Genomic DNA, 18,339 nt, shown 5'->3' on the forward strand with positions numbered 1-18,339 from the left:
CGGGGCCGGCCCGGTCACGGCGTCAGTGGATCCACCCGGCCGCTCACATGCACCCGTGCCGGATCTTCCGTCCCGCGCAGCTCGAACCGTTCGCCGTCCGCCGCGAAGGTCACGGTTCCCGGCAGCAGGACCGGTGCCCGGAACTCCGCGCACACCCGCACGGCCTGGGGGGTGCCGTGCGCGGCGAGGCAGCGGGCCACGGTCCACATGCCGTGCGCGATGGCCCGGGGGAAGCCGAAGAGGCGGGCGGTGAGCGGGTGGAGGTGGATGGGGTTGCGGTCGCCCGACGCGGCGCCGTAGCGCCGTCCGACGTCGGCGGCGAGCCGCCACTCGTCGAGCACGGGCAGCGCGGGGAGCGGGTCGGGCCCCGGTTTCCGCGCTGCGGGCGGGGCCTCGGTGCGGTGCCGGGACAGATAGGTGCTCGTCGACTCCCACACGACCGCGCCGCCGTCCCGCAGCTCCGTGACGACGAGCGCCTCGGTCCCGCGCCGGTGCGCGGCCAACCGCTCGACGCGCACGGTGAGTTCGTGGCTGCCGGTGGCCGCGAGGGCGGTGTGGCGGGTGATCTCGATCGACGTGTGGACGAGGCCGAGCAGCGGCAGCGGGAAGCCGCGGCCGCTCATGATCCGCATGGCCAGCGGGAAGCCCAGGACGTGCGGGTAGGTGAGCGGCAGGGAGTCCTCGCCGGTCGGGAAGCCGCACACCCGCTCGTAGGCGGCCAGCCGGGCCAGGTCCACCCGCAGGCCGGGCAGGACGAGCCGGTCGCCGGTGCCGGGGAACGCGACGCCCGGCCGGGGCCGCTTGAACGGCGAGCGCAGCGCGCCGAGGGCGAGCAGGGGACCGAGCGACGGAGGCCCGGACAGGGTGGTCACGGCGCCGCTCACTACGCCCCCAGCAGACTCTGGCCGCACACGCGCACGACCTGCCCGTTCACCGAGCCGGACGCGGGGTGGGCGAGCCAGGCGGTCGTCTCGGCGACGTCGACGGGCAGGCCGCCCTGCGCGAGGGAGTTCATCCGGCGGCCCGCCTCGCGGAGGAACAACGGCACCGCGGCCGTCATCTTCGTCTCGATGAAGCCCGGCGCCACCGCGTTCACCGTGACCCCGTGCTCGGCGTGCGCGCGCGGCGCGAGGGCCCGGACCATACCGGCGACGCCCGCCTTGCTCGCGCCGTAGTTCGTCTGCCCCGCGTTGCCCGCGAGTCCGGCGATGGACGCGGTGGCCACGATCCGCCCGCCGGTCCGCAGGGCGCCCTTGGCGAGCAGCGCGTCGGTGGTGCGCAGCACGCTCGCCAGATTGACGTCGAGTACCGAACTCCAGCGTTCGGCGGGCATGTTGACCAGCCGCCGGTCCCGGGTGATCCCCGCGTTGTGGATGAGTACGTCCAGCCCGTCGGGCAGTTCGGCGGCGATCCGCTCGCCCGCGTCGGCGGCCGTGATGTCGAGGGTGAGGGCGCTGCCGCCCAGCCGTGCGGCGACCCGCCGGGCGTCCTCCGCGGCCTGCGGCACGTCCAGGACGACGACATGGGCGCCGTCCCGGGCCAGGGTCTCCGCGACGGCCGCGCCGATGCCGCGGGCGGCGCCGGTGACGAGTGCGGTGCGCCCGGCTAGGGGGAGGGTCCAGTCGACGGGGCCGCCGTGCCTCTCGGCGGTCCCCACCCCGATCACCTGGCCGCTGACGTAGGCCGACTTGGGGGAGAGCAGGAAGCGCAGGGTGGACTCGGCGGCGGACGCGTCGGTCAGCCGGACGAGATTGACGGTCCTGCCCCGTCCGATCTCCTTGCCGAGGGACCGCACGAAGCCCTCCAGGGCCTGCTGCGCGGCCGCCTGGTGGTGGTCCCGGGTGTCCAGGGGCGCGCCCAGCACGACGATCCGCCCGCTCGCCGCGACCGACCGTACGACCGGGTGCAGGGCCGCGTGGACCTCGGCGAGCGCGTCGACGTCCCGGACACCGGTCGCGTCCAGGACGACGGCGGCGGGGCCGGGCGACCCGGTGGCGGGGCCATGGGCGGATCCGGCGGCGGATCCGGCGGTGGCCCCGGCTGCTTCGGTGGCCTTGGGCAGTCCGCTGCGGGCCAGGACCGGTGCGAGGTCGAGGCCGGACGGCCCGCCGGCCGTGAGGTGCAGCAAGTGGCCGTCCAGGGACGGGTGTCCGGCCGTCCAGCGGCTGAGCGCGGACGGCTGTGGGAGCCCGAGCCGCGCGGTGAGGAACCGGCCGGGGGCCGTGGCGGTGAAGCTCAGATAGCGGTCGGCCATGATGATCTCCCACGGGCTCGGCGCACACCTCGTACCGGGTGCTTACTCTGGAGTAAGGTTACCGTGGGTAAGTCTAGGTCACGGGTGAGGAGCAGGTCGAGATGAGTACCTCGGAACCGTCACGGGCGAGCCGGCGGGTGAGCCACCTGAAGGTCGCGGAGAGCGGCGCGCCGCAACCCCGGCCGGAACTGCCGCGGATCCGCCGCGTGGCGATCGTCGGCGGCACCCGCATCCCCTTCGCCCGCTCCGACGGCCCCTACGCCACCGCCTCCAACCAGGAGATGCTGACGGCGGCCGTGAACGGTCTGGTGAACCGCTACGCGCTCGATGTGCCCGGCGTCGTCGGCGAGTTGGTCGCCGGGGCCGTGCTCAAGCACAGCCGCGACTTCAACCTCGCCCGCGAGACCGTCCTCGGCTCGAAGCTCGACGCCCGTACCCCCGCCTACGACATCCAGCAGGCCTGCGGCACCGGTCTCCAGGCCGTGATCGCCGCCGCCAACAAGATCGCCCTCGGCCAGACCGAGTCCGCGATCGCCGGCGGCGCCGACACCGCGAGCGACGCCCCGCTCGGCGTCAACGACCGGCTGCGCCGCATCCTGCTGGAGGCCCGCCGGGCGAAGTCGACGGGCGACCGCCTCAAGGCCCTCGCGCAGATCCGCCCCTCCCATCTGATCCCCGACATCCCGCGCAACGCCGAACCGCGCACCGGCCTGTCCATGGGCGAGCACGCGGCCGTCACCGCCCGCGCCTGGGGCGTCGGGCGCGAGGCCCAGGACGAACTGGCGGCCACCAGCCACCAGCGGCTCGCGGCCGCCTACGAACGCGGCTTCTTCGGCGACCTGGTGGTCCCGTTCCGCGATCTGGCCCGCGATCAGAACCTGCGCCCGGACTCCACGGCCGGGAAACTGGCGGGGCTGAAGCCGGTGTTCGGCACCGACGGGCCCGACCCGACCATGACGGCGGGCAATTCGACGCCGCTGACGGACGGAGCGGCGGTCGTCCTCCTCGCCTCCGAGGAGTGGGCCGAGGCGCGGGGCCTGGAGCCGCTCGCCTACCTGACGGCGTACGAGACGGCGGCCGTGGACTTCGTGCGCGGCGATGTCGCGGGCGGCGAGGACGGGTTGCTGATGGCGCCCGCGTACGCCGTCCCGCACATGCTGGAGCGGACCGGTCTGGGCATCGAGGACTTCGACCTGTTCGAGATCCACGAGGCCTTCGCCTCCCAGGTGCTGGCGACGCTCGCGGCCTGGGAGAAGCAGGGGCTGGCGCCGGTGGACCGCGACCGTCTGAACGTGGCCGGCTCCTCCCTCGCCACCGGTCACCCCTTCGCGGCGACCGGCGCCCGCATCGTGACGACCCTGGCCAAGCTGCTCGCCGAACGGGAGGGCCCCGCAAGGGGGTTGATCTCGATCTGCGCGGCGGGCGGACAGGGGGTCACCGCGATTCTGGAACGAACGTGAAGATTCCTCATATAACCCCCGAGATTGCACATCCCCAGCCCCGGAACATCCCGGAATGCGCACAAGCCCCACACGTGAGAGCCGTACGATCCCCTACCTAACTGGCGGTAACCCCTTTCTTCGGGGGCATCCCGGTTGAACGCCTCGGCACTTGAGGCACGTACGTCATGCAGCAAGCAGTTTCGTCGCTGCACGCCCAGGGAGTCGCCCGTGTCCACCCCGTATCCAGCCGACGGCTCGGCCTTCGCCGACCCCGACGCTCCCCCCACCCTGGTGGAACCCGAGACGCGACGACTGGACGGCGTGGTCCGGGAGGCGTCCGTACCGGCGCTCGCCCGCCAGGTGACCTACGGGTCCCTCGCCGACCTGCCCTACGACAACGCGGCCGCCGCCCCCGAGACGGTGGTGCTCAGCCGCAAGGGCCAGGACGGCGAGTGGACGGACATCACGGCCGAACGCTTCGCCGCCCAGGTCCACGCGGTGGCCAAAGGGCTGATCGCCGAGGGTCTCGTGCCCGGCGACCGGCTCGCCATCATGGCCCGCACCACCTACGAGTGGACGCTGCTCGACTTCGCGGCCTGGGCGGCCGGCCTGGTCACCGTCCCCATCTATCCGACCTCCTCGGTCTTCCAGACCCGTTGGATCCTCCACGACTCCGGCGCGGTCGCCCTGGTCACCGAGGGCACCGCCCAGGCGGCCGCCCTGGGCCCCGAACTCGACCGGCTGCCCGACCTGCACCACCTGTGGGTGATGGAGAAGGGGCACGTGGACCGGCTGATCGAGGCGGGTGAGCACGTACCGGACGCCGAGGTCGAGATCCGCCGCGGGATGCTGGTCCCCGACACCCTCGCCACCCTCATCTACACCTCCGGCACCACGGGCCGCCCCAAGGGCTGCGCGCTCACCCACGGCAACTTCTTCGCCGAGGTCGACAACGCGATCGAACTGCTCTACCCCGTCTTCAAGTCGAGCGGCGAGGACCTCTCCGTCCTCCTCTTCCTCCCCATGTCCCACGTCTTCGGCCGCATGGTGGCCATCGCCTGCGTCCGCGCCCGGGTCAGGCTCGGTCACGCCCCGAGCCTGAAGGCCGACGAACTCCTCCCGGACCTGGCGGCCTTCAGACCCACCTGTCTGCTGGCCATCCCCTACATGCTGGAGAAGATCTTCAACACCGCCCGCGCGAAGGCCGAGGCCGGCGGCAAGCTGTCCTCCTTCGACCGGGCGGTCGGCGTGGCCCGCCGCTACGGCGAGGCGGTCGAGGCGCAGAAGACCGGCACCGGATCCGGCCCCGCGGCGACCCTCCGCGCCGCCCGCACCTTCTACGACCCGCTCGTCTACCGCCGCATCCGCAACGCCATGGGCGGCCGCGTCCGCCACGCCATCTGCGGCGGCTCGCCCCTCGGCCAACGCCTCTCCGCCTTCTACCTGGGCGCGGGCATCGAGATCTACGAGGGCTACGGCCTGACGGAGACGACCGGGGCGTCCACGGTCACCCCGCCGCTCAAGCCCCGCCTGGGCACGGTCGGCTGGCCCCTGCCGGGGACGAAGATCCGTATAGCGGCGGACGGCGAGATCCTGATCGCCGGCGAACACATCCTGCGGGGCTACTGGGACCCGGCGGCCGGGGGAGTGGTCCCCGCCGCCCCCGACGGCTGGCTGCCCACCGGCGACATCGGCGAACTGGACGACGAGGGCTATCTGACGATCACCGGCCGCAAGAAAGAGATGATCATCACGGCGGGCGGCAAGAGCGTGGCCCCCGCGCCCCTGGAGAACTGGCTGCGCTCCCACCCCCTGGTCTCCCAGGCCATGGTCCTCGGCGACGGCCGCCCCTACGTCTCCGTCCTCCTCACCCTCGACCCGGACGGCCTCACCCACTGGCGCCAGATGAACGGCAAACACCCGGTCCCGGTCGAGCTGCTGATGGACGACCCGGACCTGCACGCCGTACTCCAGCGGGCGATCGACGAGGCCAACAAGCTGGTCTCCCGCCCCGAGTCGATCCGCCGCTTCGCCATCCTCCCGACAGACTTCTCGGAGCACGCAGGCCACCTCACCCCCTCGATGAAACTCCGCCGCGAAGCGGTCCTGGCGGACTTCGCGGACCAGGTGGAGGGGCTGTACCAGCACTGAAAGGGCTGGCGGGGAGGCCGCTCGGCCGAGGAGTATGCCGAGGGTGAACGGCATCGAGTTCTTCCACTGCCCCTGGGACGAGCGGCCCGCCGCCCTGGTCTGGGGTGCCCGCGTCGACGGTGTCGATCTGCGGGCGCTGACCGCCTGGGCGACGCGGGAGCTCTGGCGGCCGGAGCTGGAGGCGCAGTTCGAGGACCAGCAGCGGGAGTCGGCCGAGCTGATCTGGGGTCAGCACGGCGGGCTGGGCGTCCTCGACTTCACCGAGAACCCGTTCCTGCGTACGGCAGGCCGGACCCCGCTCCTCGGCTGTCCCTGTGGCATCTGGCAGTGCTGGCCCCTCATGGCCCGCGTCGCCATGACGCCCACGACGGTCACCTGGTCCGGCTTCCACTACCCGGAGCGCGAGGAGTGGGGCGAACTGCCCCTGGGCCCGTTCGTCTTCGAGCGGCGGGTCTACGAGGATGCGCTGAGCGCGCCGGAGGTGCTGGCGACGGACCCGTTGGGCCCGGTTCCCGAGTCCTTGGGCTGCGTTCCCTGATCCTTCTCGGCGGCCACGGCGGCTGAGGACAGGAGCGTCGCACCGGCGAGGCCGCCCCAGAGCGCGGCCGGGCCGTGGGCTGCGAGAGCGGTGATGACCGCCGGGGAGACGGCGAGCCCGAAGCCCGTGGAGAGCTCGAACCGGGCGAGCGTGCGGCCCAGGGCGTGGGCCGGGGCGAGGACGGTGACGAGCGCGGTCGCGCTGCCTGCGTAGACGATCTCGCCGAGGGTGCAGACCACGGAGACCGCGGCGACGGCCGGCGCACCCCACCCGTGCCCCAGCGAGGTGGACACGAGGAAGCCCAGGTAGGACACGGTGAGGATCACGCCCGCGAGAGCCAGCACGCTCCGCCGCGAGAAACGGGACATCAGGACCGTCACCGGGACCTGCAGGGTGACCACCAGCACCGTGTTGGCCACGAAGACGGCCGCCGACCACACCGGGGACGCGTGCAACTGGGTCACCAGGACCAGCGGGAGCGCGATCTCGGGGACGTTGAGGCAGAACACGTAGACGACATTGGCGGCCAGCAGCGCGCGCATCCGGGGTGCGGGTGCGGGTGCGGGTGCGGGTGCGGGGGCGGGGGCGAGAGGTGCGTCGGCGGCTCCCGCCTCGGCCGGGTCTGCGGCCGGATCCGCGCGCAGGTGGACCGACCAGGCCAGGGCCGCCGCGGCGAGATAGGCGAGCCCGGTGACGACCGCCAGCGCCCGCAGCGCGGTGGTGCCGCCCGTCAGGCACGCGGTGGCGATCAGCGCGCCCGTGCCCAGGCCCGCGTTGCGCAGGGCGCGGCCCGCCGCGAGAGCGGTGTCGCGTTCCCGGCCGTGGGCGACCGTGGCCACGAGGGCGGCATGGGCGGCCGGCCAGGCCTGGTTGCCGATGCCGAGGAAGAGCGCCGCCGTCGCGAACGGCCACGGGTGCCCCGCCGGGGTGGCGAGGAGCAGCGCCACCCCCAGCACCCGCACCAGCATCGACGCCGCCACGACCGTGCTGCGCGCGCCCCGGTCCAGCCACCGGCCCACCGCGGGCACGCACACCAGACCCAGGACGACGCCTGCCGTCATCGCGATACCGGTGACCGGCGCGGACAGCCTCAGCACCGTCACCCCGTAGAGCAGCAGAAAGGGCCGCAACAGGCCGGTGCCGAGCGCGTCCACGGCCAGGGCGACGGCATAGCGGGGCCCTCCGAAGGCCCGGACGAGGGCGAGGGGCCGGATCTTCGCGGTGCTGGTGATTGCCATGGCGGCAACGGTGGGTTCGGCCGCCGGGCGCGGCACGTCGGTTGACGGACACCGTCAACCGACGCCGTCGTCCGCCGGCCGGTCGGTGATGATGAGGGATGACGTTGAGGATCGACATCGGCGGACTGCCGTCCGAGCGACTGCGGTTCGCCGCCTCCCCGTTGGCCGAGCTGACCGCGATGCTGCACGTGATGGCCGAACCCGGGCACCATCCGCAGCTGGCCGGCTGGGCCGGGGACGTCTGGACCGGGCTGCGGCCCGAACTGGCCGAGCGGCTGCGGGAGGCCGAGTTCCTCTGGCGCTCCTCCCAGGCGGACTTCCTGATCCCCGCCCGGCCCCGGCCGACCCTCGCCGAGGAACTGGACGACGTGGACCGCATCGACGACGAGCGGTATGTGACGGCCGCGCTCGTCACCACCTGCGGCAGCGACCGGGTCCACTTCGGCACCCGGTCGCCGCTCACCGACACGGCCGCGCGCGAACGCGCCCTGGACCTGGCCCAGTCCCGCGGCGCGCTCCAGGAGGCCTTCGCGGAAAGGCTGCTCGCCGACCCGGCCGCCGTACGGGCACGGGTGCGCCGCACCCTCGAACAGTGCGGCGAGGCCTTCTTCGACGCCGCCTGGGCGGGCGCCGCCGTGCGCATCGCCACCGACCTGCGCGTGAAGAACGACCTGCTGAGGCGCCAGGGCATCGGAGCGGCCCTCGCCGCCGTCTCCGACGCGGTCACCCTGGCACCGGACGGCGACTGCGTCATCGTCGACAAGCTCCAGGACAAGGCGACCTCCGCCCACGGCACCGGGGTCACCTTCATCCCCAGCGTCTTCGGCCGCCCCCACCTGGTGGCGGTCCACGCGCCCGGCTGGCAGCCGGTGGTGCAGTACCCGGTGGCCGAGCCCAGCGCGGCCGAGCCGGTGTCGCTGGAGACGGTCACCCTGCGACTGGAGGCCCTCGCCCACCCGGTACGGCTACGGCTGCTGCGCACCCTGGCCCGCGGCCCGCACACCAACCGTGAACTGGCCCACGCCTGGGAACTCACACCGCCGGAGGTCTCCCGCCACCTCGCCGTGCTGCGCCGCGCGGGCCTGCTCACGGCTCGGCGGCACGGCCGCTATGTCCGCTACACCCTCGACCTGCCCGGCCTGACGGCCCTCGGCTCCGATCTGCTGGCGGCGGTGCTGCGCTGAGGGGGCTACTTCACGGCGTGGGCGAGGAACTCCGCCCAGGCGCCGGTGGCGAGGGAGAGACGGGGGCCGTCGGGGTTCTTGGAGTCCCGGACGCGGACGGTCCGGGGGCAGACCGCTATTTCCACGCAATCGCCGCCTTCGCCGCTGCTGTACGTCGACTTGCGCCAGGTGTAGGCGACTTCGAGGCACTCGCCGCCCCCGCCGTCGCTGTAGCTGGACTTGAACCAGTTGAGGTCTTGACTGCTCACAACTCCCCCAGCTTCTTGTCGATCAACGCCCGGGAATCCTTGGGCGAGAAGGCCATGGCCCGGATCATTCCATAGCGGTCCACGATCTTCCGGACCTCCTCCGGGTCGGTGATCAGGCGAGGGAATTCCTGGATCTCCGTGTATGCGACCTGCGGGTGCCTCTCTGGAGTCAGCAAGTTGAACGCACCACCCATGTTGGGGTGGTCCTCAATGCCCGTCGGGATTACCTGGATCTCCACATTGCGCAGAACGCCGATGCGGAGAAGCTGCTTCAGTTGTGCCTCACGGACGGCCCGGCCTCCGATGGGCCGATCCAGGACGACCTCCTCCAGAACGAAACTGCACATGGGAGCAGGCCACTTGTCGAAGACCTGCTGTCGGGAGAGTCGGTCGGCGATGCGCTTCTCGATGGTCTGCTCGTCGAGCAGCGGCCGCCGGTGGGAGAACACCGCCCGTGCGTAGTCCCCACTCTGCAGAAGACCAGGCACGCCCTGGTTGGCGTAGAAGTGCAGCTCCCGCGCCTCCGCCTCCAGCGCCGCGTAACTCCGATACCACTCCGGATGGCGCGTCCGCACCCGGCTCATCGCCTCCCTGACCTCGGGGATCGCCTCCTTGAACAGGCCCCCGGCGTCGAGCAGTTCGTCCGCCTTCTCCAGGACCTCCGGCCGGATCGTCCGCACGCCCCGCTCCATCGCGGAGATCGCGTCCGGCCCGTACCCCACCAGCTCCCCGAACTCCTTCTGCGTGAGCCCCTTGCGTTCCCGCAGCAGTTTCAGCATCTTGCCCAGGGCCGTGAGCAGCCCTGTCGTCCCGTCGGCCTCCGCCGGTGTCTCCGGCCTGCGGTCCTCCGTCACTCTCGCCACCACCCTCCCGCCTCCGTGGTCACGGCCGACGACCCGTACGTCTGCCCCACCGCAGCCGTACAACTACCCAGAGTCGCCGTGCCGCTCCTGGTCAGGGTAGGGACAACCGACCACGCTCAGTCAGGTGAACTCCGAAATCTCCACCCAGATCTCCACCCAGATCTCCACCCAGGGCTCCGCCCGGGAATCCGCCCGGGACACCCCGCTCGGTGAGCTGAGCCTGCGCCTCAGCGCGACGCCGCGCGGTGCCCGGCTGGCCCGTCGCCTCACGGGGCACCAGCTCAGCGCCTGGGGGCATCCGCACGGCGGCGACGCCAACCACACCGCGCAGCAGGTGGTCGCGGAACTGGCCGCCAACGCCGTCACGCACGGACGGGTCCCGGGCCGGGACTTCGGGCTGCGGCTCCTGCTGCTCCCGGGAGACACGCTGCGTGTCGAGGTGAGCGACGCCCGCGGGGACCGGCGACTGCGGATCGTCACGAACCCGGAGGAGGAGGGCGGCCGGGGTCTGATCCTCGTCTGGGTGCTGGCCCGCACGTGGGGGGTCGCGGAGCGGGACGTCGGCAAGACGGTCTGGGCCGAGCTGCCGCTCCACGGCCGGAGGTGAGCCCGAGCCGAGTCCGAGCCGAGCCGGGCCGGGCCGGGCCGGGCCGGGCCCAGGATGAGCCGGAGCTGAGCCAGAGCGGGAAGTTCCGGCCACCGCATGGCTCTTGACTTCCCAAGACCCCCGCGCGACATTCCGGGCTCCGCACCCGAATCCATCCATTCGTTCCCCACTGGCTGGAGTGGCCATGACCACGAGCGCGGACCCTGTGAGACACGTCGGACTTCCCTCCCGGAGGGCCGTGCTCGGCGCCTCCGCCGGTGCGGGCGCGGGGCTGGCGCTGGCCGCCGCCGGCCGGGAGGCGGCCGCCGCCGACCTTCCGGTCCTCGGAACCTACGACGTGGTCGTCATCGGCTCCGGCGCCGCCGGGATGACCGCCGCGCTGACGGCCGCGAAGCGCGGGCTCAGCTGTGTCGTGGCCGAGAAGGCGCCGACGTTCGGCGGGTCCGCCGCCCGCTCGGGCGCGGGGATCTGGATCCCGAACAACTCCGTCATCCTGTCCGCCGGGGTCCCGGACACACCCGCCAAGGCGGCCGCCTACCTGGCCGCCGTGGTCGGGGCGGACGTCTCCGCCGACCGCCAGGCCGCCTTCCTCGCCCACGGGCCCGCCATGCTCTCCTTCGTCATGGCCAACAGTCCGCTGCGCTTCCGCTGGATGGAGGGGTACAGCGACTACTACCCGGGGCTGCCGGGCGGGCTGCCCGGCGGCCGCTCCGTCGAGCCCGACCAGCTGGACGGCAACCTCCTCGGAGCCGAACTCGCCCGCCTGAACCCGCCGTACATGGCCGTACCGGCGGGGATGGTCGTGTTCAGCGCGGACTACAAGTGGCTCGCGCTGGCCGCCGTCAGCGTCAAGGGGGCTGCCGTCGCCACCGAGTGCCTGGCGCGCGGGACCAGGGCGGCCCTGCTCGGGCAGAAGCCGCTCACCATGGGGCAGTCGCTGGCCGCGGGCCTGCGCGCCGGCCTGCTCGCCGCCCAGGTGCCGGTGTGGCTGAACACCCCGCTCACCGACCTGCACGTCGAGGGGGGAGTGGTGACGGGGGCCGTGGTCACGCGCGACGGCGTGCCGGGACTCCTGCGGGCCCGGCGGGGGGTCGTCGTCGGCTCGGGCGGGTTCGAGCACAACGCGGCGATGCGGGCGCAGTACCAGCGGCAGCCGATCGGGACCGCGTGGACGGTCGGGGCGAAGGAGAACACCGGGGACGGGATACGCGCCGGTCAACGCGCGGGCGGCGCGCTGGCGCTGATGGACGACGCCTGGTGGGGGCCCGCGATCCCGCTCCCCGGCGAGCCCTACTTCTGTCTCGCCGAACGCACCCTGCCCGGAGGCCTGCTGGTGAACCAGGCCGGCGCCCGCTTCGTCAACGAGGCCGGTCCCTACAGCGACGTGGTGCACACGATGTACGACCTCGACCCCACCGCCCCCGACATCCCGGCGTGGCTGGTCGTCGACCAGAACTACCGCAACCGGTACCTCTTCAAGGACATCGCCCCGACCTTCGTGCTTCCCGACGACTGGTACACCTCGGGCGCCGCGCGCAAGGCCTGGACCCTCGACGCCCTCGCCGCCTCGATCGGCGTTCCGGCCGCCGCGCTCCGCTCCACCGTCGACCGCTTCAACTCCCTTGCCCTCAAAGGCAAGGACACCGATTTCAAGCGCGGCGACAGCGCCTACGACCACTACTACACGGACCCCTCGGTCCTCCCCAACTCCTGCCTCGCGCCCCTCTGGCTGCCGCCGTACTACGCCTTCCGGATCGTCCCCGGCGACCTCGGCACCAAGGGCGGCCTGCGCACGGACGCCCGGGCCCGCGTGCTGCGCGCCGACGGATCGACGATCCCCGGCCTGTACGCCGCCGGGAACGCCGGCGCCTCCGTCATGGGGCACAGCTACGCCGGCGCCGGTTCGACGATCGGGCCCGCGATGACCTTCGGCTACATCGCGGCCCTCGACCTCGCCGGGGGACTCTAGGGATGTGACGGGTGCCGATACGGGGTGAGTGTCTCCGCCAGCCGGTCCACGAACTCGGTGAGGAGATCGAGGCGCGGTCCCTCACGGGCGACCCGGAACCCGTGGTGCCGCCCGTGGAAGGCGGCCTGGACCAGGTGGAGCTGCGCCCAGCGGCGGGTGCGTTCGCGGTCCAGTCCGGCGGCCTCCGCGAAGTGGTCCAGGATGCGGTGGGCGACCCGGCGCAGGTCTCCGTCGCTGCCCGGGCCGTGCCGCACCACATGCCCGAAGATCAGCGGCTTGAGCAGGGTGCCGCCGTCGTACGCGGGGTCCCCGGCCCACCCCTTGGGATCGACGGCGAGCCACGGCTCCCGCTCGGCGCGCAGGATGTTACGGGCGTGCAGGTCACCGTGGACGAGCAGATCGGGCTGGCTGCGCCCGAGTTCTCGTACGGTCTCCAGCGCCGCGTCGACGGTTCGGGCGGGCAGAGCCCGGTCGAACTCCGCCTGGTCGAGCAGCAGTTGCCGCTTCCAGCCGTCGGCCATGTCGCTCAGCCGGGGGAGGCCGACCGGCGCGGGAACGGCGAGCCGGCGGCTGATCCGTCCGGCGACGACGGCGACCTCCTCGGTGTCCTCGACCTCGGCGAGGGACGACGTCTCCACCCGCTCCAGCAGCATCGCGAAGCGCTCGTCGTCCCGCTCGTACAGCCGTACGGCACCCGTTCCGCTCCAGGCGGCGAAGGCGTCGGGCTCGTGGACGTTGCCGGGGTGCGGGAAGGACACCTTGATGACGGCGGGGGTCCGGTCGGGCCGTCGCAGCACGGGTACGACGATCCCGACGCCGCCGTGCACGATCTCACCGTCGGGCGTACAGCCCCAGCGGTCGAGCAACTCGGCCACCAGGGCGGGGAGTCCCTCGACCCAGCCCGCCCCGCGCTTTCCCTCCCGCTGGACGGTGGTGTTCGCGAAGACCTGCGGTACCTCGATCATGGGCCCATTGTGCCGGGACCGTGCCGGGAGGTCCTGGTTCCGGCCCGCACGGTCGAACGGCTCATCGAGCGGCGGCGCGTGTCATCAGGTAGGTGTTGCCGGCGTCGGGGTCGCCGTAGAAGAAGAACAGCACGAGCTTCCTGTGCGTGTCGCGGTCGACGTAGAACCGCCAGGTGTACGTCGAGGGCGCGGTGGGCGACGCCGTTGGCGCGGGGGTGGTGACCCGGGTCCCGGCCGCCGTCCGGGTCGTCATGGAGAGCTCGATCTCCTGGCCGCCGGAGCCGTCGGTGAGTTTCCAGGTCCCCGAACCGGTCACGCGCCAGGCGTCGTCGAAGTCGAAGTCCTGGCCGTCGAGCAGGCGGAGGGCGGCCGTCCCGTCGGGCCGGAGCGTCAGCTGTGTCTCCTCGACGCTTCGCCAGGTCCCCGACGCCTCGGCCACCGTGGCGTCGTGCAGACCGGTGCCGTTGTAGTACTGGTAGGGCCCGGCCAGGCCGGCGGTGCACGCGCTCAGCACGGCCGTCGCCGCCACGGCCGACGCGAGGGCCGCACCTCGGGGGCGCCATCTCATGCCCCGACCCTGCCAGGTTTTTTGAACATGTTCAACTGCGTGGAGGCCGTTTTCCCCGGGTGCGGTGGCCGCCGTTGTCGTCAGTGACTCTGCCGCGGGTTCCGGGCGGCGCTCTCGCTGTCGGGGTGGAGGGGGAAGATCTGGTCGAGGCCGACGATGCGCAGGATGCGCAGGGTGTTGGCCGGAACGGCGGCCAGTGCGATGTCCGCGTGGGCGGCCTGGGCGTGGTGGTGGGCCGCGATCAGCGCGGTGATGCCACTGGAGTCGCAGAAGTCCATGCCGGCCAGGTCCAGGACGAGGAGCTGGCCGGGCCGGAGGGTCAGCGTGGGGAGCAGGTCACGCAGCTCGGCGGCGTGGGCGTAGTCGAGGTCGCCGAGAATCGCCAGGACGGGACCGGTCGCCGTGTCTCGGGTGGTGATCTTCAGCGGGCTCATCGGGTGCTCTTCGTCGCCGGGTCGGGGTCGGGGTCGATGTCGGTTCCGGGGTCGAGTTCGGGGTCGAGTTCGGGGTCGAGGGCGGGGACCCCGAGCGCGAGCAGGGCGGTGTCGTCGTCGAGGCCGTCGCCGAACTCGTCCAGCAGACCGGTCAGGGCCTGGATGACGGCCTGCGGGCGCCGGCCGGCGTGCTCGGCGGCGAAGGCGCGCAGGGCCTCGTCCCCGTACAGGGTCTCCCGGTCCTCGCCGGTACGGGCCTCGGTGAGTCCGTCCGTGTAGAGCAGGAGGGTGTCGCCGGGGGCGAGGACCGTGGTGGCCGCGACGAAGCGCGCGTCGGGCAGGACGCCGACGAGGAGACCGCCCGGCGTGGGCAGGAAGTCGGCGGTGCCGTCGGCACGCAGGACGAGGACCGGCGGATGGCCTCCCGAGGCGATGCGGACGGTGACCCGCCCGGTCGCCGGGTCGGGGTCGAGAACCCCGAAGACGGCCGTGCAGTAGCGCGGATCACCACCGGCGGAATACCGCTCGTGCAGCACCTTGTTGAGGGTCGACAGGGCCGTGACCGGGTCGGAGTCGTGCAGAGCGGCGGCCCGCAGGGTGTACCGGGTCAGGGAGGTGACGGCGGCGGCCTGGGGGCCCTTGCCGCACACGTCGCCGAGGAAGAACGCGAAGCGTTTGCCGTCGACCGGGAAGACGTCGTAGAAGTCGCCGCCGAGCCGGTCGGGGGAGGCCGTGCAGTAGTGGGCGGCCGTCTCCATCCCGGGTACCGGCGGCAGGGTGGCGGGCAGCAGCGACTGCTGGAGCACCGCGAGGGCCTCCTGCAGCCTGGCGCGGTCCGCCTCCGCCTGTCGGCGCGCCTCTTCGGCCGCCTTCCGGCCGCGCAGGAGTTCCTCCTCGTAGGCGCGGCGGTCCCGGGCGTCGAAGACGGTGGTGCGGATCAGCAGCGGCTCGCCGCCACCGCCGTACTTGACCACGGAGGAGACCAGCACCGGCATCCGGACGCCGTCCGCCTGCTTCATCTCGAGCGCGATGCCGCCGATCCGGCCCTGCATGCGCAGCAGCGGCGCGAAATGGGTCTCGTGGTACAGCTTGCCGCCGACCGTCAGCAGGTCGGTGAACCGCATCCGGCCCACCACCGTCTCCCGATCGAGGCCGAGCCAGTCCAGCAGCGTGGTGTTGATCTTCGCGATGGTGCCGTCCATCAGCATGGACAGGTATCCGCAGGGCGCGCTCTCGTACAGGTCCTCGGCGCTGTCCTCCAGCAGCGCGGCGAACGCCGCGTCCGAGGCCTTCCCGTTGTCGGCACCGGCACCGGCACCGGCATGGGGACTGGTGCCGGAACTGGCACCGGCGCCGGCACGGGTACCGGCACCGGCTTCGGCGGCGGCATCGATGGCGGGGCCGGTGCCGCAAGAGGTCTCGGGATCGGCCGGGTCGGACTGCCGGCCGGTACGGCACATCACCGCAGCCCCGCCAGGAAGCCGGTGATCGCTTCGTTGGTGGCCTCGGGCGCGGACAGGTGCGGGCAGTGCCCGATGGCGTCGAGAGTGATCAGCGTCGAGCCGGGGATCGACCGGTGGACGAAGGCGCCGACCTCCCGGGGCGCGATGGCGTCCTGGGTGCATTCCAGCACCAGCGTCGGCACCCGCACGCTCTTCAGGTCGTCTCGCGAGTCCGACAGGAACGTGGTCCGGGCGAAGACCCGCGCCATGTCCGGGTCGGTGGCGCAGAAACTGTTCTTCAGCTCCTCACCGAGCTCGGGCCGCTCCGGGTTCCCCATGATCACCGGCGCCATCGCCGCCGACCAGCCCAGATAGTTCGACTCCAGCGACGTCAGCAGCTCGTCGATGTCCGGCGCGCTGAACCCGCCGCGGTAGTCCGCGTCGTCGATGTACCGCGGTGACGGGGCGACCATCACCAGCGCCCCGATGCGCTCCGGAGCCATGTCGGCGGCCAGCACGCCGATCATCGCGCTGACCGAGTGCCCCACGAACGTCGCGTCGCGCAGATCGAGCGCCTCGCACACCTCCACCACGTCGCGCGCGTAACCGTCGAGGGAGGAGTAGCGGGCCACCGAGAACGCCGACAGGTCCGAGCGGCCCGACCCCACGTAGTCGAACATCACCACCCGGTACTTCTCGGCCAGGGCGGGCACGGTGAGCCGCCACATGTTCTGATCACAGCCGAATCCGTGCGCCAGGACCACCGTCGGCCCCTGCGGGTCACCGGTGATCGTGACGTTGTTCCTGCGATCGATGTCCATACTCACCAGTTTCCCAAACCCCGCCCGTCACTCCGGTACTCAGCCAGGTGTCACCTGTGTCACCCCTGTGACTCCTGTCATCCCCGCCATTCCCGCCATTCCCGCCATTCCCGTCACCCCTCTCATCCCTCTCATCCCTGTCACCTACGGCGCGGCGCTCAGGCGTCCGGTGTGGTCGGCCTGCGGGCGATCAGGAAGGCGTGCGGGGTCGATTCGCCGCGGTCGGCGTCCGGCTCCCGCACCGTGCACGACAGCATCGCGAAACTGGCCGCCCCGAGCAGCTCGGCCATCCGCTCAGGGCGGCGCCGTTCGAAGTCGAGGGCGACCGGGTGGCCCCACGGCCGGTCGAAGTGGCGCGGTTCGTCGCCGACCTGGAAGGCGAGGAGGAGATGACCGCCGGGGACGAGCACCCGGTGGAACTCGGCGAAGAGCGCCGGAAGCTTCTCCACAGGGGTGTGGATGGAGGAGTAGAAGGAGACGACCCCCGCGAGACTCCCGTCGGCGAAGCCCAGCTCCAGCATCGAGCCCCGCTCGAACCGGATCGCCGGGTTCTCGCGCCGCGCGACCGCCAGCATCGAGTCCGACAGGTCGAGCCCGCAGACGTCCAGCCCACGCGCGCCGAGGAACCCCGTCACCCGGCCGGGACCGCACCCCAGGTCCGCCACCCGGCCCCCGGCGCCGACGAGCTCGGCGTACGCGCCGAGCACGGCCCGCTCCAGCGGCTTCGCCGCCAGCTCGTCACGGAAGCGCTCGGCGTAGTCCTCGGCGATGACGTCGTAGAAGGCACGGGTGGCGGCGACGGAACCGGGGGTGACGGAGGTGGGGTCCGGAGTGGCGGCGATGGCCTCCGGCGTGATCGCGGAGGTGGGATCCGGTGTGTCGGAGATGGCGTCCGGGGTGGCGTCAGGGGTGGTGGTCATGGGCGGGGAGCCTAGGGGGCACCCCTGACAGGGAGATCGGCGCGAGGGCGGATTCACGCCACCCCCGTCGCCCGCAGCACCCTTGGTCCACGGCACCCTCGGTCCACGGCACCCTCGGTCCAAGGCAGGAGGGCAAAGGCAGGAGCCCCGTGCCGACCGGCACAGGGCTCCTTGGGTACTGCTCTCAGACTTGCGATCTCAGGGTTCTGAAGATCAGACGGGGGTGACGTTCTCCGCCTGGGGACCCTTCGGGCCCTGCGTCACGTCGAAGGAGACCTGCTGGTTCTCCTCGAGCGAGCGGAAACCCTGCGCGTTGATCGCGGAGTAGTGGACGAAGACGTCGGGGCCGCCGCCTTCTTGGGCGATGAAGCCAAAGCCCTTTTCGGCGTTGAACCACTTCACGGTTCCGGTAGCCATAAGCCCTCCTTGGGCCCAAAGGGTTGCCCTGCTCCAGAACCCTGCAAGCGTGAAAGCAAGTGCCGCACAACTGCATACGTCTGAAAACGACGAGAGCCCGCGGTTACATGCTCCGCAGGCTCTGTACTGCAAGGGAAACCAAACTGCAACTTGCGGCGAGCCTAGCATGCAGGCAGCCGAAAGCAATAGAGGTCAAGATCACGTCACCCGGATGTTTGAAGATCCCCGGAAGGGGTTGACCGAGGGGGTGGAGTGCCCACGGTATCCGACGGGGTCTA

At 72.2% G+C, this 18,339-nt stretch carries 18 protein-coding genes; 6 read left to right on the forward strand and 12 right to left on the reverse strand.

Going from position 1 to position 18,339, the window contains the following annotated elements:
- Positions 1-14 precede the first annotated feature (14 nt).
- Complete coding sequence (locus ASD48_RS18540; protein WP_242432646.1) at positions 15-872, reverse strand: MaoC/PaaZ C-terminal domain-containing protein; 858 nt, start codon at positions 870-872, stop codon at positions 15-17.
- 11 nt (positions 873-883) lie between these two features.
- Entirely contained in the window at positions 884-2,254 is a 1,371-nt protein-coding gene (locus ASD48_RS18545; RefSeq protein ID WP_057602773.1) for a 3-oxoacyl-ACP reductase, read from the reverse strand.
- Between the two features lie 101 nt (positions 2,255-2,355).
- Between ASD48_RS18545 and ASD48_RS18550 the strand changes: the two genes are divergently transcribed.
- The 3 genes from ASD48_RS18550 to ASD48_RS18560 all read left to right on the forward strand — a co-directional run bounded on the left by ASD48_RS18550 (position 2,356) and on the right by ASD48_RS18560 (position 6,385).
- Positions 2,356-3,714, forward strand: a complete 1,359-nt coding sequence (locus ASD48_RS18550; protein ID WP_348983221.1) for an acetyl-CoA C-acetyltransferase — start codon at positions 2,356-2,358, stop codon at positions 3,712-3,714.
- A gap of 210 nt (positions 3,715-3,924) precedes the next feature.
- Positions 3,925-5,847 (forward strand): AMP-dependent synthetase/ligase, encoded by a 1,923-nt coding sequence (locus ASD48_RS18555; protein ID WP_057602774.1) that lies wholly within the window; start codon positions 3,925-3,927, stop codon positions 5,845-5,847.
- A 43-nt stretch (positions 5,848-5,890) separates the two neighbouring features.
- Positions 5,891-6,385 (forward strand): hypothetical protein, encoded by a 495-nt coding sequence (locus ASD48_RS18560; RefSeq protein WP_057602775.1) that lies wholly within the window; start codon positions 5,891-5,893, stop codon positions 6,383-6,385.
- On the opposite strand, the gene ASD48_RS18565 is transcribed toward ASD48_RS18560, so the two are convergent.
- A complete protein-coding gene (locus ASD48_RS18565) occupies positions 6,301-7,623 on the reverse strand; it encodes an MFS transporter (RefSeq protein WP_057603513.1) in 1,323 nt (440 codons plus the stop codon). The genes ASD48_RS18560 and ASD48_RS18565 overlap by 85 nt on opposite strands.
- 98 nt (positions 7,624-7,721) lie before the next feature.
- On the opposite strand from ASD48_RS18565, the gene ASD48_RS18570 reads away from it, so the two are divergent.
- Positions 7,722-8,807 carry a helix-turn-helix domain-containing protein gene (locus ASD48_RS18570; protein WP_057602776.1) on the forward strand — a complete coding sequence of 362 codons (1,086 nt, stop codon included), beginning with the start codon at positions 7,722-7,724 and terminating at the stop codon, positions 8,805-8,807.
- 5 nt (positions 8,808-8,812) lie between these two features.
- Here ASD48_RS18570 and ASD48_RS18575 read toward each other — a convergent pair whose 3' ends face one another.
- Both ASD48_RS18575 and ASD48_RS18580 read right to left on the reverse strand, forming a co-directional pair.
- Positions 8,813-9,055 (reverse strand): DUF397 domain-containing protein, encoded by a 243-nt coding sequence (locus ASD48_RS18575; RefSeq protein ID WP_057602777.1) that lies wholly within the window; start codon positions 9,053-9,055, stop codon positions 8,813-8,815.
- Positions 9,052-9,921 carry a helix-turn-helix transcriptional regulator gene (locus ASD48_RS18580; protein ID WP_057602778.1) on the reverse strand — a complete coding sequence of 290 codons (870 nt, stop codon included), beginning with the start codon at positions 9,919-9,921 and terminating at the stop codon, positions 9,052-9,054. The genes ASD48_RS18575 and ASD48_RS18580 overlap by 4 nt, the downstream gene beginning before the upstream one ends.
- A 157-nt stretch (positions 9,922-10,078) precedes the next feature.
- On the opposite strand from ASD48_RS18580, the gene ASD48_RS18585 reads away from it, so the two are divergent.
- Positions 10,079-10,525 (forward strand): ATP-binding protein, encoded by a 447-nt coding sequence (locus ASD48_RS18585; RefSeq protein ID WP_057603514.1) that lies wholly within the window; start codon positions 10,079-10,081, stop codon positions 10,523-10,525.
- Between the two features lie 184 nt (positions 10,526-10,709).
- Positions 10,710-12,494 carry a 3-oxosteroid 1-dehydrogenase gene (kstD, locus tag ASD48_RS18590; RefSeq protein WP_057602779.1) on the forward strand — a complete coding sequence of 595 codons (1,785 nt, stop codon included), beginning with the start codon at positions 10,710-10,712 and terminating at the stop codon, positions 12,492-12,494.
- On the opposite strand, the gene ASD48_RS18595 is transcribed toward kstD, so the two are convergent.
- The 7 genes from ASD48_RS18595 to ASD48_RS18625 all read right to left on the reverse strand — a co-directional run bounded on the left by ASD48_RS18595 (position 12,491) and on the right by ASD48_RS18625 (position 18,061).
- Positions 12,491-13,459, reverse strand: coding sequence for an aminoglycoside phosphotransferase family protein (locus ASD48_RS18595; RefSeq protein ID WP_057602780.1), 969 nt, complete (start codon positions 13,457-13,459; stop codon positions 12,491-12,493). The genes kstD and ASD48_RS18595 overlap by 4 nt on opposite strands.
- Before the next feature lie 61 nt (positions 13,460-13,520).
- Entirely contained in the window at positions 13,521-14,027 is a 507-nt protein-coding gene (locus tag ASD48_RS18600) for a hypothetical protein (protein ID WP_057602781.1), read from the reverse strand.
- 80 nt (positions 14,028-14,107) lie between these two features.
- Positions 14,108-14,461, reverse strand: coding sequence for an STAS domain-containing protein (locus ASD48_RS18605; protein WP_057602782.1), 354 nt, complete (start codon positions 14,459-14,461; stop codon positions 14,108-14,110).
- Positions 14,458-15,921, reverse strand: coding sequence for a SpoIIE family protein phosphatase (locus tag ASD48_RS18610; protein ID WP_057602783.1), 1,464 nt, complete (start codon positions 15,919-15,921; stop codon positions 14,458-14,460). The genes ASD48_RS18605 and ASD48_RS18610 overlap by 4 nt, the downstream gene beginning before the upstream one ends.
- A complete protein-coding gene (locus ASD48_RS18615) occupies positions 15,921-16,724 on the reverse strand; it encodes an alpha/beta hydrolase (protein WP_057602784.1) in 804 nt (267 codons plus the stop codon). The genes ASD48_RS18610 and ASD48_RS18615 overlap by 1 nt, the downstream gene beginning before the upstream one ends.
- A 158-nt stretch (positions 16,725-16,882) precedes the next feature.
- Positions 16,883-17,644: a class I SAM-dependent methyltransferase gene (locus tag ASD48_RS18620; protein WP_079073841.1), complete on the reverse strand. Its 762-nt coding sequence runs from the start codon at positions 17,642-17,644 to the stop codon at positions 16,883-16,885.
- Between the two features lie 213 nt (positions 17,645-17,857).
- Positions 17,858-18,061: a cold-shock protein gene (locus ASD48_RS18625; protein ID WP_003974443.1), complete on the reverse strand. Its 204-nt coding sequence runs from the start codon at positions 18,059-18,061 to the stop codon at positions 17,858-17,860.
- Positions 18,062-18,339 lie beyond the last annotated feature (278 nt).

This window comes from Streptomyces sp. Root1310 (genome assembly GCF_001426425.1).
Taxonomy (GTDB): Bacteria; Actinomycetota; Actinomycetes; order Streptomycetales; family Streptomycetaceae; genus Streptomyces.